The sequence below is a fragment of the Bacillus sp. FSL W8-0519 genome, from assembly GCF_038005585.1.
Taxonomy (GTDB): domain Bacteria; phylum Bacillota; class Bacilli; order Bacillales; family Bacillaceae_G; genus Bacillus_A; species Bacillus_A paranthracis.
Genome location: NZ_JBBOTL010000001.1, coordinates 946,994 through 963,688, shown reverse-complemented (window position 1 = coordinate 963,688; position 16,695 = coordinate 946,994). Strand labels below are relative to the sequence as shown.

Sequence of the window (16,695 nt, the reverse complement as noted above, 5' to 3'; positions counted from 1 at the left end):
TTGTCTATTTTCTCATAGGCTTATATTAATCATTTATTAAATGATTTTAAATTAGTTTTGTGCTGGTTTTGCTTCTTTAATAGAAACTGTAACTTGTACAGCTTTATCGAATTCTACTTTTTGTGTTTTTCCTTCTTTTACAACTGTCAGGTTTTTCACATAGATAGATGTTGTACCTTTTGCACTAACTGTACCATTTTCAGCTACAACATTTGTGTCAGCAGAAACGAATTCTACATTAGAAACTGTTGCTTTTGCTGTCGTTGCAGGTACACCATCAACAGATAAGATATTTAAAAGTTCAGCTTTTAAATCAGCATTTGGAGCTACTTCTTTAAGAGATGTACTTGTAAAGTCTACTGCTAATCCTTTAGCTGCTGGTGCAGTATCAACAACCTTGAATGAGTGAGTTGCGATTAATTTATCACCAGTTGAAATAGATACAGTGTAAGTATCTCCAGCTTTCGCTTCTGCTCCTAAAGTGATTGTGTTTACATTTTTATCATTAGTGCTTACAGAAACACGATTAGCTAAATCTTTAATTTCTTTACCATCTTTATCTGTTGCTTTTAATTCGAAAGTTGCTTTTTCTGCACCTTTTAATACTAAACCATTTGTATCAACTGGAAGAACAGAAACTGTCATTGCATTCTTTTTGTTTTCATCAGTAACATATTTATCTAATTCTTTTTCTAAACCACGAACCTCAAATTTAGAGAATGTACCTGGATCTTTTAATTCTAAAGCTACAGTTGCTTTAGCTTCTTTCTTACCAGATGTTGCAGTTAATTCAACTGTGTATTTACCAGCTGCTTGACCTGCTGCATTTAGAACTAATTCTTTATTTTCATAGTTAGCTACTAATTTTTTATTTTGTACTTCTTTACCATCTTTATCAAGTACTTTCACTGTTACAGGAGCTGCGAACTCTTTACCGTATTGATCTAGTACTGGAGCTTTTACTTTTAAGTCTGTTACATCTTGTGTAGAAAGAGCTACGTTAGTTTTTTCTAACTTAATTTCTTTCATTTCTTTTTTAGCAAATGCTTCAACAGTAACTGTTTTTGTAGCAAGTTCTTTACCAATTACTTCTTTGCCATCTTTAACAGTTACTTCTTTAACAGTTACTTTTACTGGTACTGTTCCACCTGTACCTAATACAGTGATTTTACCAGTAGCTTTATCTACTACTGCTGCTTCTGTATTTAAAGATTCGAATTCAACTTTAACGTTGTTTAATTCAGTTACTGTTTTACCAAATTGGTTTTTTAATTCAACTTTTAAAACAGCGTCATCATTTTCAAATACTTTATTGTTTTGTTTGAAGTCAGTTGCATCAAATTTAGCATCTGTTGCATTAGGAACTACTGTCCAGTTAGAGATTTCAGCTACTGCAGCACCTTCCGCAGAAACTTTTACTGTTTTACTTTCAGCTACTACTTTACCGTCTTTTTTATAAACAGCTTTTACAGTAGTTGAAGTACCTTCAGCTAAAGTAATATTACCTTCAGCATCAATTGTGTTAGCTGGCGTTACAAATTCAATACCTTTTGGTGAAATAACTTCCGTACCATTCTCATCTGTAACTTTGTATTGTAATTTAGTTGCTTTACCAGCTACAACAGTTTGGTCAGCCATTTCAATTGTTTTTGCTTCTAGAGAACCTACAGCTACTTCTGTTTTACCAACTTTGTTTACATCTACAGTGTAAGTTTGTTTAGCTGCTAAGTTACCATATAATTCAACTGTAGCAGATTTTTTATCCTCTGATAAAGTTACTTCTTTAACTAGTGCTTTATCGTTGTTAGCTTTGTTAGTTACTTTGATATCTTCTTTAGTTAATTTTTCAACAGCTTTGTTGAATTTAACTTCTACTTTTTGAGTTGTAACAGCTTTTGCAGATTCAACTTTTGCTGCTTCTGTACCGAACTGCTTGTCAGTTTTAGCAATAAATTGAGCTGCTTCTGCTTTCGTTACAGATTTATTTGGCTCCCATTTGTCGCCAGTACCTACAGAGATTCCTAATTTAACTAGGATGTTAGCTTTATCTTTACCCCAGCTATCTTTTAAATCATCGAATTTAGTTTCTAAAGGACCGTTTACTTTAGTATCTAATTTATAAGCTTCTACAAGAAGAGATGCCATAGAAACGCGGTCGATTTTTCCGTCTGGATCGAATGTGCCGTCGCCTTTACCTTGAACAACGCCAGCTTTTTCAACTGCTGCGATGATTGCAGAAGCCCAGTGGTTTTGAGAATCAGCGTAAGATGGTTTAGCACCTTTTTCGATTGGTAAGTTTAAAATTTTAGCCATCATTGTAGCTGCTTCTGCACGAGTGATTTCACGATCAGGAGCGAATGTACCATCGTCGTTACCTGCGATAGCGCCTTTTTCTACTAGGTAGTAAACTGATTCTTTAGACCAGTGACCATCTACGTCTGGGAATGTTTTACCTGCTGCTGCTACTGGAGATACAACACCTGCTACCATTGCTGCTGTCATTGTACCTGCGATTACTTTTTTGTAAGAGTTAGTCTTTGCCATTTTATATATTTCCTCCTTAGGAATGTAATACTAGTTACATAATGTTTTAAATAGATATTCTATTTATTTTTGAAACTAGTAGATATAAATGTGGTTAGAGTATTACTTGTACAGAATAATAGAATATCCCGTATTAAAGATATCATAAAGAAATCATACACTCTTTTCATCTAATTTAAAACCTTAAATTAGACAAAAAAAGTGAATTTTCACAATTCGAAACGATCGTTTTTTCGACTTTTGTTTTAAAGAATCCAGATTGCGAAATCTGAATATTTTAAATGAATAGAAAAACGCGTCTGAATTACATTTATAACAATCTTCTTATAACCATTTACAACTATAACAGAAAAACGTTTCCAATTTCAATATTTAACTATAAAGATATTACGACATTAATCGACAACTTATTTTTCTATGATTCGACATTTTTATTACCATCAGATCCCCCAAAATTACCATACCTATTTTTTTATCATTTACTAAATAAAACGTTAAATACAAACATTCAATATATATTAATGTTAGGATTTTTAAACATACATCTTATCTCTCAAACTTCTTTCTTTATGAGCATACATTTACAATCACTTGCGTAATTCGACATTTTTCTACAAATTTATTTTTTCTTTCGACATTTTCTTTTTCAAAAAATAAAAAAGAGGATGTCCTCTTAAATTAAGATCCCATTCCTCTTTTTTGAACTCTTTTGAATTCAAGTCACTTATGATGTATCGAGACGCTGTTGAAATTTGCTCTCGTAATTCTTCTACTCTTTGTTCCAATGTTTCTTGTACATATTCTTTTTGTTCTAATTGCTTCGTTGCGACATTATACAAAGTTTCAGACGTCCAATCACCATCTACGTTTCCGATAATCGGCTGATTTACTTGTTGTAAAAATGAATCGATCTTTGGATCATATGAAATACCGACCATAGGAATATTAGCAACCGCAGATAGTATGAGTGCATGCAGTCTCATACCGATTAGAAGCGAACATTCCGACAAAATTGAAATTTTCTCATGAATATCGAGCTTATACGGAAGCATATGAGCTTCTTCTCCCATTAAATTAATAATATCGCGTGATGCATTTTGATCAAATGGTCCATGCATTGGTACGAATAAAATATGGTATCCATCACGCTTAAATTTTTTCAGCGTATCTGCTAGCTTCTTCATATAATCTTCTTTCGCGTCCCAATACCTCACACTAACTGCAATTACTTTCCCTTGAATCGCATGTTTTTGCAACCACTCCGACTTCATTCCTTCTGGTTGACATGCCAATACTGGATCTGGAACTAGTTCGATATCCTTCTTAATACCAATTTCTTTTAAATACAAAAATGAATCTTCATCACGAACTGATATATATTCCGCTTTTGATACTTGCCATTTCACTAATAAACGATTTTGTCTTTTCGTAATTGGACCAATTCCTTGCGCATAAATATAATACGGCTTCTTCAAAAAACGAGCAATTCGCATAATACCCGTATAGTACAAAATACTTTTAATACTCGTTTTATCTTGAAGGAGGCTTCCTCCTCCGCTAATTAAGCCATTACTTCTCTTTATTTCCTTATAAATTGCTCTTATATCCCAGCGATTTACTGCCTCTACACCGTACATTTTTCTTGTATAGTCGGGGTCATTCGAAAGTACAACAAGCTCAAGAGTAGGATCCTCTTCATGTAACGCTTTAATAATTGATTGCAAAATTGCTTCGTCCCCAACATTATAAAAACCATAATATCCTGATAAAACTAACCGCACTCTTAATCTCCTCCAACATTTCGCAATCAACTTTTTGTCATTCAACAAATCGCTATCAACTCTTTAATAAGAAAAGTTGGATAACTTTAAATTGATTTCTTTCCCAAACATATAAATAGCCATACTCATTTATGGATAAATTTACTTACGTAAAAATGGAATTTGCTTTTTGGATATCCAGTTCAACTTTAATGCGCATATGCCATATATAAACAAGGCCATACAAAACGCTACACCGCTATATATTATTGCAATAAGTCTAGAATCTACCACATTTATGAACGTAGATGTGAAATATAATCCTATACCTACTATACTCGATACTCCAATTACAGCAAAAAATCTACCCATTCGAATCGAATAAGCCAATTCTTTTCGAATGTATATATAATTTACGATACAAATCATGATATATATGATAAGTGTACTATAAGCCGCACCAGTTATGCCAAATTGACTTACAAGTACTATATTTAATATGACTTTTACAAAACTCGCTCCAACAACTATCCACGCCGCTTGCTTAGAACGGTTAATTCCTTGCAAAATTCCTATTGATAATACCATAAGTGATGTGAAATACGAACTACCAATTAAAATAGCTAACATTCCGCTCCCTTTCGCATCTGTAAACAATCCAACATTTAACGGGACTGCAAGTGCCATGAGCCAGATTGTTATCGGCGTTGTTAAAACATGGGCAAGCTCATTTGTTCGTTCAATTGTTTGTTTTGCTAACGCTACATCCTTCTTTGTTAATGCAGCCGTTAACAACGGGATTAACGGAAATACCATCGCACTTGCAAACACGACAATTAATTGTGTAAACGCAAATCCACGACTATATATACCAAATTGTTCTTGAATCGTTGTAGTGGATTCATGCAACATATGTGGAATCGTTACAGAATCAACTAAATTTAACACCGGCATCGATAATGCTCCAACTGCAATTGGAATCGAAACCTGAAGTATCTTTTTTGCATTATCTTTAAAATCTTGTAGTGAATATGTATTACTTTTATAACGATATATACTTTTTACATACTTCATTCTCAAATAGATAAGTGACGTAATTACTCCAAGGCAAGAACCAATCATTGCGCCGCCTGTTACAACATCACTCTCTTTATTCCAATATACAAATAAAAATGCAATTGCTAACATAAAGAAAACACGAATGAACTGCTCAATTACTTGTGACACCCCGGTAGGAATCATATCTCCAAAACCTTGGAAATATCCTCGATATACCGCCATATATGGTGCGATTAATAACGCAAACGAAGTTACGATTAATGGAAGTCTTGTATCTTGTCCACCAAGCATATTTGCAAACATACTTGATCCAATCATAATAACTGAAAATCCAAGCACTCCAAATATTACTCCAATAATAGATGCTGAAGTAAATAGTTTGGCAATTCCGTTCTCGTCATTCTTCTCATGAAGTTCAGCGATTAATTTTGATATAGCTAGCGGTACTCCCGCTACTGATAAAGTTAAAGCTATCATATACACAGGAAAAACAAGGCGAAAAATCCCCAGTACTTCATCTCCTGCTATATTTTGTAATGGGATTTGAAAAAAACTTCCCAACACTTTCGATAGAAACGTTGTAATCGTTAAAATCGCAGCGCCTTTCACAAACTTATTATTCATCTTCTAGCTCTTTTCTTTCAATATATAATTTCCATACATATTACAATATAAAACGAGATAGCTATATTCTTCTCTTTTTTGAAAAATTTCACTTTATCTCATTTAGCTATCATACCAAATTTCTTATACATTGAATACTCTCTTTCTTTCTATGTTTTAAATATAGTATGTACACTAACGCCTTATTTATATCCAGTTATTTCTTCAATTTACTACTTCTACTTATTCGGGATAAACATGTGCTATAATGTAGCTATTGTCAGTAAGAGGAGTGTTTACAACATGCTGAATTCGGTAAAAAAGCTGTTAGGAGATTCTCAGAAGAGAAAACTAAAAAAGTATGAACAACTTGTTCAAGAAATTAATAATCTGGAAGAAAAACTATCTGATTTATCTGATGAAGAATTGCGTCATAAAACGATCACATTTAAAAACATGCTTCGTGACGGAAAAACAGTGGATGATATAAAAGTTGAAGCGTTCGCTGTTGTACGTGAAGCAGCAAAACGTGTACTTGGATTACGTCACTACGATGTACAGTTAATTGGTGGCCTTGTACTATTAGAAGGTAATATTGCAGAGATGCCAACTGGTGAAGGAAAAACATTAGTTTCTTCTCTTCCAACATACGTACGTGCTCTTGAAGGAAAAGGCGTTCACGTTATTACTGTAAACGACTATTTAGCAAAACGAGATAAAGAATTAATTGGCCAAGTTCATGAATTTCTAGGTTTAAAGGTTGGATTAAATATTCCTCAAATCGATCCTGCCGAAAAGAAACTTGCTTACGAAGCTGATATTACATACGGTATTGGAACAGAATTTGGCTTTGACTATCTACGTGATAATATGGCTGCTTCAAAAGATGAGCAGGTGCAACGTCCTTATCATTTTGCTATTATCGATGAGATTGATAGCGTTTTAATTGATGAAGCGAAGACGCCTCTTATTATCGCCGGTAAAAAATCAAGCAGCTCTGATTTACACTATTTATGTGCAAAAGTTATTAAATCATTCCAAGATACTCTTCATTACACGTACGATGCAGAAACGAAATCTGCTAGTTTTACAGAAGACGGTATTACAAAAATAGAAGATTTATTTGATATCGATAACCTATATGATTTAGAGCATCAAACTTTATATCATTATATGATTCAAGCATTACGAGCTCATGTCGCTTTCCAATGTGATGTTGACTATATTGTACACGATGAAAAAATCCTACTTGTAGATATTTTCACGGGCCGCGTTATGGATGGTCGCTCTTTAAGTGATGGTTTACACCAAGCTCTTGAAGCAAAAGAAGGCTTAGAAATCACAGAAGAAAATCAAACACAAGCATCCATTACAATTCAAAACTTCTTCCGTATGTATCCAGCACTATCTGGTATGACAGGTACAGCAAAAACGGAAGAAAAAGAATTTAACCGTGTATATAACATGGAAGTTATGCCGATTCCGACAAATCGTCCAATCATTCGTGAAGACAAAAAAGACGTCGTATACGTAACAGCCGATGCAAAATATAAAGCTGTACGTGAAGATGTTCTAAAGCACAATAAACAAGGACGCCCGATTTTAATTGGGACAATGTCTATTTTACAATCAGAAACCGTTGCCCGTTACTTAGATGAAGCAAATATTACATATCAATTATTAAATGCAAAAAGCGCAGAACAAGAAGCTGATTTAATCGCAACTGCTGGACAAAAAGGTCAAATTACAATTGCGACGAATATGGCCGGACGAGGTACTGATATTTTACTAGGTGAGGGTGTTCACGAACTTGGTGGATTACATGTAATCGGGACAGAACGCCATGAATCGCGACGCGTTGACAATCAGCTAAAAGGTCGTGCTGGTCGCCAAGGTGACCCAGGTAGCTCTCAATTCTTCCTTTCTTTAGAAGATGAAATGCTAAAACGTTTCGCACAAGAAGAAGTCGAGAAATTAATGAAATCACTGAAAACAGATGAAACAGGACTTATTCTAACTTCTAAAGTCCATGATTTTGTAAACCGTACACAATTAATTTGTGAAGGTAGCCATTTCTCCATGCGTGAGTACAATTTAAAGTTAGACGATGTAATAAATGACCAACGTAACGTTATTTATAAATTACGTAATAACTTATTACAAGAAGATACAAATATGATTGAAATTATTATTCCAATGATTGATCATGCTGTAGAAGCCATTTCTAAGCAATATCTTGTAGAAGGTATGCTTCCAGAAGAATGGGATTTTGCTAGTTTAACAGCAAGTCTAAACGAAATTTTATCAGTAGAAAATATGCCATCATTATCAGCAAATAATGTACATTCACCGGAAGATTTACAATCCGTTTTGAAAGAAACATTATCTCTTTATAAAGAGCGCGTAAATGAGCTAGATAGCCATACTGATTTACAACAGTCGCTACGATATGTTGCCCTTCATTTCCTAGATCAGAACTGGGTCAATCACTTAGATGCAATGACCCACTTAAAAGAAGGCATCGGACTAAGACAATATCAACAAGAAGACCCTACTCGTCTTTATCAAAAAGAAGCTTTAGATATCTTTTTATACACATATGGTAATTTCGAAAAAGAAATGTGCCGCTATGTTGCAAGACATTTAGGTGTTCCTGAAAACGTACAATAACGAGGTGAAAGATTATGTTATCATTCCTAAAAAAGCTAAGAAAAACGGAAAAGATACGACTGTCTCTAGTAATCAACTATTCGGACAAGAAAGCACACATACTGAAAATAAAACTGTAAAACCAACGCTTTACTTCCACCCTAGCTGGGGTGCAGTAGGACAAGAACAAAAATACATTTATCAATTTTTACATAAAGAACTACCACGTTTAGAAGAATATCAAATTTCTTTATCTGGAATTGAGATTGAAAAGCGTGATAACGGTTATGACGTAGCTGTATTTATTCGCAGCACTGTTCCGAAACCAATTTCTTTCGAAGAAGTTACATTAATTCTTCTAAATAAAGAGAAAAAATTATGCGCACGAAAAACATTCAACCTTTCTGCATTAGGAGATATTCCTGCAAATGTAAATATGCCGTTTATCTTTACATTTGAGCAAGAAACAATTACAGATGCTGAATTATCGCAAACGGATTGGGAATTAGCGTTCGAACTTGAAAGTAAGCATGTATTAGATTTAGATCCATCTTGGGAAGCTCAGTTACCTGAAGCAAGCAAAGAAGCTTTACGTAATTTCGTAGACAATTTAACACCTCCAAATGATGGTGAAATTAACTTCCTAGGTCTGCAAGCTGCACGAAAAGAAAACGGCGATTTACATACAACGCTTCTTATTCGTAACGGTTGTAAAGACAACATTCAACTAGAGCAACTTCCTCTTCATATTGAAGATGCCACAGGTGCAGTTGTTGTTAAAGGCGCTTTCACATTACCGAACCTTGAAATTAAAGCGCACTACAAAACCGTGGTCATTTGTCTTCCCTGCTTCATCTATATTAAAAGAAGATATGGACCTATCTTCTTGGAAGGCACTTGTACCACAGGACTAATCATAGAGAAGCTCGCCTCTCTTACTTTTTTTCATACAAAAAGCCTGCTCAAAAAGATGGTCATCACACCTCTTTGGACAGGCTTTTTCTTTATGTAAAATTTATTTCGTTACGAATAAACGTTCAATATGATATTCAGCTTCTAATTTGCACATTTCATCTGCATGCTTTACTTTATTTCTTTTTAATTGCTCCACTTGTTCTTCGCTCGGTTTTTCATTAATAAGCTCGTTAATTTTTTCATTTACTTTCATTGCTAACGCTTGATGGAAATCTGGATGTCCTTTCAACTCGTCATCTACTTTATTGATCCAAGTTGATTTTGTGTATAAATACTGTTTCCACTGTTCAACAAATTGTTGCATATCAAACTTTTCTTCGTTCCATTCAATTTCTTTCATATACTTCTCAAAAGAAACAACAATTGAGCGTGTAATCCCAATCTTCACTCCGTGTGGTAACTGTTTGTACATCAATTATTCCCTCCAGCTTAAAGCTCTTCCTTCTGACAAAAAAGGAATCTCAAAATTCATATACATTACTATAATATCACATACCTAATCTAGAATGTTACTATACTGCTAAGAGGAATAAATGTCAACAGACACATAACATCTTGATATACAGATGTTACAAACAACAAAAACACCCTTATATAAGGGTGTTTCTTCATATAGTTTCCGTTTTTACAAATAGTAATTTATCTTTCTGCTCATTACTCGCCATCACTACTAACGTCTTTTTAATATGAGCAGGTACTTGCTCTAGCGTTACACTCAATCCTGATTTATCCGACTGCTCAATGAAATTCAATAACGCCATAGCTCCTGATACATCCATATAGCGTGCATCTTTCATACGTAAAACAACCGGAGATTTTACGTCTTGTAAAGCATAAAAAACACGATCCACTGTTAAAAACGAAAGTGGGCCTTTAATTTTATATGTCGCTTCTTTTTCTTTTACAATAGAAGATTTACGTTCTTTACATTTCACCATGTATATAATGAAGGAAAGAAGAATTCCGAAGCCAACAGCGATCATTAAATCAAACTTCACTGTGACAATCATCGTTACGAGCATAACAACGACATCACCCTTTGGCGCTACATGCATTTTCTTCATGCTTTCCCAATCAAACATGCCAATACCAGTTAAAATTAAAATACCTGATAATACAGCAAGCGGAATGTATTGCACGACTGATCCAAGTCCCATAATGAAAATAAATAATATAACACTATGCATACTTGCTGAAAGCGCCGTTTTACCGCCACTTCTTATATTAACGATAGATCGTACAGTCGCACCTGCCCCTGCTAATCCGCCAAACAATCCGCTCATCATATTACCGATACCTTGTCCGACAAGTTCTTTATTACTTTTATGACGTGTCCCCGTCACGTTATCCATTACGACCGATGTTAACAACGAGTCAATCGATCCTAATAAAGCAATACTAAGCGCCGGTAAAACAAGTTCTGCTACGCCTGTTCCACTTAAAGATGGAATATGAAGCGTTGGCATCGCTTCTGGAATCGTCCCAATCTTTTCAATCACCATATTTAATGACAAATTTCCGATAACCGGTAACCTCACTGTAAGCCCTTCTAACGCAGAAGAAAATAAAGGAAGCATAGCTGTCACACCTACTAATGCGACTAAACTAGATGGGATTGCCTTAATCCACTTTCCGGAAACAATCATGACAATAATCGTTAATACGACGAGTAGAAAACTATTTTGCACATGTTTCATTTCACCTAAAATAATAATTAATGCGATACCGTTCATAAATCCTGAAACGACAGGATACGGAATGTAACGAACGTACGAGCCAAGCTTACATACACCGAATAAAATTTGAAATAGTCCCGCCATCATAAATGCTATAAAACTCGCCTCTAATCCGTGCGTCGCAATAACCCCTGTTGCGATAACCGTAATTGGTCCAGTTGGCCCTGTAACCTGCCCAGGTGTACCACCAAATAACGCCGCAAATAAACCTGCAAAAATTGCACCATACAATCCGACTAGTGCTCCCTCAGATGTTCCCGTTGCAGCAATACCAAATGCAATGGCAAGTGGCAACGCAACAATTGCAACAGTAAAACCCGCTAAACATTCCTTTGCTATTTTTTGAAACATATAATAACCACCTTCACATTAAGTCCACGTTCCATTGTACACCTAAAAAGATACATTCGTTAGTCCACTTTTTACAGTATCGTGACGTAAACGCATTCAATTATAAGTACCTATCGCATCTTTGGAAACCATTATAACTATGCTATAATGGATAAATTAAATCTTTTATTATATATTTGGAGGCACTATGCTAACTTTTGAAGAAAAATTATCAATTATTGAATCTTTCCCAGAATTAGAAAGAAAAAACGTATCATTAAAACGCGTGAACTTTCACTTGAAGAAAGTCGTTTAGATAAAAAGAACGTTGTTTACCACTTACATCCAAATGGAAACGGCTTTGTATATGCAAGTGGCATTAAAGGTTACAAAACGGATGATAAAGGTATGGTTAACATCCGCGAATTTTCAGCAGATGAGTTACGTTCAGTAATTGAGCAATCAATTGAATTACTTTCACAAGAAGAAGTAGTAATTCCTGCAGAACCTGCGAAAGAAGAAGAATGGCAGAACGAAGACGGTCATATCCTTACTCTTATCTCAGAGGACGATATGTGGAACGTGTACGCTGGTGTAAATTTAGACGGTACATTTAACTCTTATCCAGAAGCTGCGGAATACCTTGATGAAGAAGGGTTTTCACGTAAATAATATAAAAAGCGGAGACTTATCGTCTCCGCTTTTTTCTATCCATCTGTTTCCGAACTAAAAACATAAGTACCTTATTTATACTCTGACGTTCATTATTTTTTTGAGCGTCTAAACACCCTCGCTCCTAAAATTAATGCGAGCATACCTGCAAGGATAGAAGTAGATTCAGTTGCTGTTCCACCTGTTTGAGGAAGTAATTTTGATTGCTTATCACTTTCTTTACTAGATGGTACTTCTAATTCACCTTGAGCATCAGATTTGTTTGAAACTTCTTGTTGCTCTTTTACTTCTCGTTTTTCTAGTACATTCAGATCTTCTGCCGTTTCTTCTTTATTTTTTCTTCCTCTAGATTCTCCCAAGTTTCCGGTTTTTCTGTTACCTCTGGCTTCTCTAACACATTTGGCTCTTCTGTCACATTTGGTTCTTCCGGTTTTATTAAATCTTCTATTTCTTCTGTTGTTTCTTCTGTTGTTCCTTCTTTATTTTCTTCTTCCTCTAGGTTTACCCAGATTTCCGGCTTTTCTTTTACCTCTGGCTTCTCTAGCACATTCGGCTCTTCTTTCACCTTTGGCTCTTCCGGTTTTAATAAGCCTTCTAGTTCTTCTGTTATTTCTTCCGTTGTTCCTTCTTTATTTTCTACTTCCTCTAGGTTTACCCAGATCTCCGGCTTCTCTTTTACCTCTGGCTTCTCTAGCACATTCGGCTCTTCCGTTACCTTTGGTTCTTCCGGTTTTTCTAAGTCTTCTAGTTCTTCTGTTGTTTCTTCTTTATTTTCTTTCAATCGGTTTTACCCAGATCTCGGCTTTTCTTTTTTGGTTTTTCTAGCACATTCGGCTCTTCCGTTACCTTTGGCTCTTCCGGTTTTTCTAACTCTTCTAGTTCTTCTGTTGTTTCTTCTTTATTTTCTTCTTCTGGTTTTGGTTTTTCTTTTACCTCTGGTTTTTCTAGCACATTCGGCTCTTCCGTTACCTTTGGCTCTTCCGGTTTTTCTAACTCTTCTAGTTCTTCTGTTGTTTCTTCTTTATTTTCTTCTTCAATCGGTTTTACCCAGATCTCCGGCTTCTCTTTTACCTCTGGTTTTTCTAGCACATTCGGCTCTTCCGTTACCTTTGTTGCTCTTCCGGTTTTTCTAACTCTTCTAGTTCTTCTGTTGTTTCTTCTTTATTTTCTTCTTCAATCGGTTTTACCCAGATCTCCGGCTTCTCTTTTACCTCTGGTTTTTCTAGCACATTCGGCTCTTCCGTTACCTTTGGCTCTTCCGGTTTTTCTAACTCTTCTAGTTCTTCTGTTGTTTCTTCTTTTCTTCTTCAATCGGTTTTTCTCCGGCTTTTCTTTTACCTCTGGCTTCTCTAGCACATTTGGCTCTTTACCTTTGGTTCTTCCAGTTTTTCTAAGTCTTCTAGTTGTTTCTTCTTCAACTTCTTCTTCCACTCGGTTTTACCCAGATTTCCGGTTTTACCCAAATTTTCTTTCTGTTACCTCTGGCTTCTCTAGCACATTTGGCTCTTCTGTTCTTCCGGTTTTTCCAACTCTTTCAGATCTTCTGTTGTTTCTTCTTCAACTTCTTCTTTGGTTTTCAAATTTCCGGTTTTTCTGTTTTTCTAGCAATTCGGCTCTTCGTTAGCTCTTCCGGTTTTTCTGTCTTTAGTTTCTGTTGTTTCTTCTTTATTTTCTTCTTCAATCGGTTTCACCCAGATTTCCGGCTTTTCTTTTACCTCTGGTTTTTCTAGCACATTCGGCTCTTCCGTTACCTTTGGTTCTTCCGGTTTTTCTAAGTCTTCTAGTTCTTCTGTTGTTTCTTCTTTATTTTCTTCTTCCTCTGGTTTCACCCAGATCTCCGGCTTTTCTTTTACCTCTGGTTTTTCTAATACATTCGGCTCTTCCGTTACCTTTGGCTCTTCCGGTTTTTCCAACTCTTTCAGATCTTCTGTTGTTTCTTCTTCAACTTCTTCTTCCACTGGTTTTACCCAGATCTCCGGCTTTTCTTTTACCTCTGGCTTCTCTAGCACATTCGGCTCTTCCGTTACCTTTGGCTCTTCCGGTTTTTCTAAGTCTTCTAGTTCCTCTGTTGTTTCTTCTTTATTTTCTTCTTCAATCGGTTTCACCCAGATTTCCGGCTTTTCTTTTACCTCTGGTTTTTCTAGCACATTCGGCTCTTCCGTTACCTTTGGTTCTTCCGGTTTTTCTAAGTCTTCTAGTTCTTCTGTTGTTTCTTCTTCAACTTCTTCTTCCACTGGTTTCACCCAGATTTCCGGTCTTTCTGTTACCTCTGGCTTCTCTAGCACATTTGGCTCTTCCGTTACCTTTGGCTCTTCCGGTTTTTCTAAGTCTTCTAGTTCTTCTGTTGTTTCTTCTTCAACTTCTTCTTCCTCTGGTTTTACCCAGATTTCCGGTCTTTCTGTTACCTCTGGCTTCTCTAGCACATTTGGCTCTTCTGTCACCTTTGGCTCTTCCGGTTTTTCTAACTCTTTCAGATCTTCTGTTGTTTCTTCTTTATTTTGCTCTTCTACTTCTATTGCTTCCTGTATCTTTATATTTGTAATATCATATCCGTTCACTTTCGACTGATATCCTGATACTGGTTGTTCTTTCACTTCATACTTATAAGCTTTTCCCTCATTATCAAATGCTCGTAACTTTCCAAACTCATAGTTCCAGCCATTGGCAGCAGTAACTTCTTTCGTTGCAATAACTTTACCATCTTGCAGTAAGTCCACTTTAATTGTTTCCGGGCGATCATTCACTTTGTCGCCTTCCCACTTTTTCGTTCCTATAACAGATGTAGTTTTTAACTTATTTGGGATCATAAGTTTTATTCCGTTTACATCATCCTTCTTAATTGTGAAAGGAATTTTTGCTTTCGGATCAAACTCTACGTACTTCGGGGCATTAATTTCTTGCACATAGTAATTACCAGGAGTAAGATTTGAGGCTTCCACTATTCCTTCTTTATTTGTTGTATAAGAATCACCAATTTTCTGTCCTGACTCTGTATACAATTCAAAAGAAACACCTGGGATAACTTTCCCTTCGTTTCCTTCAATATGCTTAACAATTTGCAGCGTTCCTTTTGCAGGTAAATCGCCTTCAGCTTCGCCGCCAAATGATATATTTTCAACCTTTGCGCTATTAGATTCAGAAGTAGGCTTTTCATTTAAAATTTGATAATCAAGTTTATAGTCATTTTGTAGAAACTTTAACTTCTTCCCACTTTCAGTTATCGTAGATTTGTAAGCAACGGTAAATGAAGTAGCATTCCCCATATGTTTATAAATGACAACTTCAAACGAGTTATCACCCGTAAAATTTATATATCCATAGCCTCGCTGTTGAAATTGCTCAAGAGACAAATATTCTTTATTATTAATAGTTACAGTAAAACTATCTTTTTTAAGTAATTGCCCCTCTTGTAAAGTATCTTTCAAAACGATGTTGTTGTGTAAATATTGTTTCTTTAAATTAAAATTTAAAAACCAACGTACTTCATCACTGTTGTTTGGTTGAATATCACCAACTTTATAGAAAAAGATTCCCGGTTCGTTACCTTCACTTTTCGGATGAGTAATGCTAACCGATTGTTTTTCTAAATCTGTCCCTAAGTTTGTTTGTATATCTTTCGTTTTTCCTGCCTCTACATTCATAGCTTGGACAGTGAAATTGAAACTCCCGCGAATATTTTCGCGTTCCTCTACCGTCTCATTAAATGTACAAACTACACTATTTGCATTAATCTGGCACGTACCGAAAACACGTCCTGACTCATCCTTTAATGTAATCGTACCACTAAATCCTATTAATTCTGGCGGTAGCGCTAACGTTAATGTATCCCCTGCCTTCATCTCTTTGCCGGGTTTTTCGCTAAAGTTTACATGTATGCTAGTCTTTTCCCCATAAGTTAATTTTGTTTTTTCGATTGTAAAACTATCGACTATTCCCGATGTTCTTAATTCTTGAGCATGTCCTATAATAGGTGTGAAAACCTGTCCTATTATAACGGTGAAAATAAAACAAATTACAGAAATTCTCTTTAAATATGTACTCATAACGCCTCCAATATTAATCATTAAATTTTTAATCGTGAGATCGATTCCACTCAAAATACCCCTTAAAAATAAGGGGGATACGAATTAAAGATTATTTGTAGCATCAAACCATCGTTAGTGATACGACATAAAATAGCAAACAATACAATTCATTAACTATATTATTCATTTCTACTTTTTTTGGGCAGCCAACAATAAATACTATTCCTAATAAAAATACATTACAAGACTGTTTATTTACATATTAATTTGTTATTATATTCATAATACCAAAATATACTTAATGACCATTTCAGTCTTATGGTCATCTGATGATTGGCTATC

The 16,695-nt window shown here is 35.3% G+C and carries 10 protein-coding genes and 3 pseudogenes; 3 read left to right on the top strand and 10 right to left on the bottom strand.

Annotated elements, in window-relative coordinates:
• Window positions 1-51: 51 nt before the first annotated feature.
• From NST14_RS05020 to NST14_RS05010, 3 genes and pseudogenes are all read right to left on the bottom strand, one after another.
• Window positions 52-2,544 carry an S-layer homology domain-containing protein gene (locus NST14_RS05020; RefSeq protein WP_069297197.1) on the bottom strand — a complete coding sequence of 831 codons (2,493 nt, stop codon included), beginning with the start codon at window positions 2,542-2,544 and terminating at the stop codon, window positions 52-54.
• Between the two features lie 704 nt (window positions 2,545-3,248).
• Window positions 3,249-4,325 (bottom strand): annotated as a pseudogene (gene csaB / locus NST14_RS05015) (polysaccharide pyruvyl transferase CsaB); the annotation flags it as partial.
• Window positions 4,326-4,466: 141 nt separating this feature from the next.
• Complete coding sequence (locus NST14_RS05010) at window positions 4,467-5,987, bottom strand: putative polysaccharide biosynthesis protein (protein WP_076855676.1); 1,521 nt, start codon at window positions 5,985-5,987, stop codon at window positions 4,467-4,469.
• Window positions 5,988-6,269: 282 nt separating this feature from the next.
• Here NST14_RS05010 and secA2 point away from each other — a divergent pair, with 282 nt between their 5' ends.
• Window positions 6,270-8,636 carry an accessory Sec system translocase SecA2 gene (gene secA2 / locus NST14_RS05005; protein ID WP_000935184.1) on the top strand — a complete coding sequence of 789 codons (2,367 nt, stop codon included), beginning with the start codon at window positions 6,270-6,272 and terminating at the stop codon, window positions 8,634-8,636.
• Window positions 8,637-8,650: 14 nt separating this feature from the next.
• A pseudogene (locus tag NST14_RS05000) lies at window positions 8,651-9,529 on the top strand (accessory Sec system S-layer assembly protein).
• Between the two features lie 101 nt (window positions 9,530-9,630).
• Here the strand turns inward: NST14_RS05000 and NST14_RS04990 are convergent.
• Both NST14_RS04990 and NST14_RS04985 read right to left on the bottom strand, forming a co-directional pair.
• The gene (locus tag NST14_RS04990; protein WP_000278023.1) at window positions 9,631-10,002 is read right to left on the bottom strand and encodes a hypothetical protein; all 372 of its coding nucleotides are present in this window, start codon (window positions 10,000-10,002) and stop codon (window positions 9,631-9,633) included.
• Between the two features lie 196 nt (window positions 10,003-10,198).
• Complete coding sequence (locus NST14_RS04985; RefSeq protein WP_074532363.1) at window positions 10,199-11,677, bottom strand: SulP family inorganic anion transporter; 1,479 nt, start codon at window positions 11,675-11,677, stop codon at window positions 10,199-10,201.
• Between the two features lie 187 nt (window positions 11,678-11,864).
• Between NST14_RS04985 and NST14_RS04980 the strand changes: the two are divergent.
• A pseudogene (locus NST14_RS04980) lies at window positions 11,865-12,328 on the top strand (hypothetical protein).
• Window positions 12,329-12,420: 92 nt separating this feature from the next.
• Here NST14_RS04980 and NST14_RS04975 read toward each other — a convergent pair.
• The 5 genes from NST14_RS04975 to NST14_RS04955 all read right to left on the bottom strand — a co-directional run bounded on the left by NST14_RS04975 (window position 12,421) and on the right by NST14_RS04955 (window position 16,371).
• Window positions 12,421-12,687 carry an LPXTG cell wall anchor domain-containing protein gene (locus NST14_RS04975; RefSeq protein WP_341118349.1) on the bottom strand — a complete coding sequence of 89 codons (267 nt, stop codon included), beginning with the start codon at window positions 12,685-12,687 and terminating at the stop codon, window positions 12,421-12,423.
• Complete coding sequence (locus tag NST14_RS04970) at window positions 12,636-13,109, bottom strand: hypothetical protein (protein WP_341118347.1); 474 nt, start codon at window positions 13,107-13,109, stop codon at window positions 12,636-12,638. Before NST14_RS04970 ends, NST14_RS04975 begins: the two co-directional genes overlap by 52 nt.
• On the bottom strand, window positions 13,106-13,417 hold the full coding sequence (locus NST14_RS04965; protein WP_341118346.1) for an LPXTG cell wall anchor domain-containing protein: 312 nt from the start codon (window positions 13,415-13,417) through the stop codon (window positions 13,106-13,108). Before NST14_RS04965 ends, NST14_RS04970 begins: the two co-directional genes overlap by 4 nt.
• Window positions 13,418-13,501: 84 nt before the next feature.
• Window positions 13,502-13,759 (bottom strand): hypothetical protein, encoded by a 258-nt coding sequence (locus NST14_RS04960; protein WP_341118345.1) that lies wholly within the window; start codon window positions 13,757-13,759, stop codon window positions 13,502-13,504.
• Window positions 13,760-13,929: 170 nt separating this feature from the next.
• Entirely contained in the window at window positions 13,930-16,371 is a 2,442-nt protein-coding gene (locus tag NST14_RS04955; RefSeq protein ID WP_341118344.1) for a Cna B-type domain-containing protein, read from the bottom strand.
• Window positions 16,372-16,695: the final 324 nt, after the last annotated feature.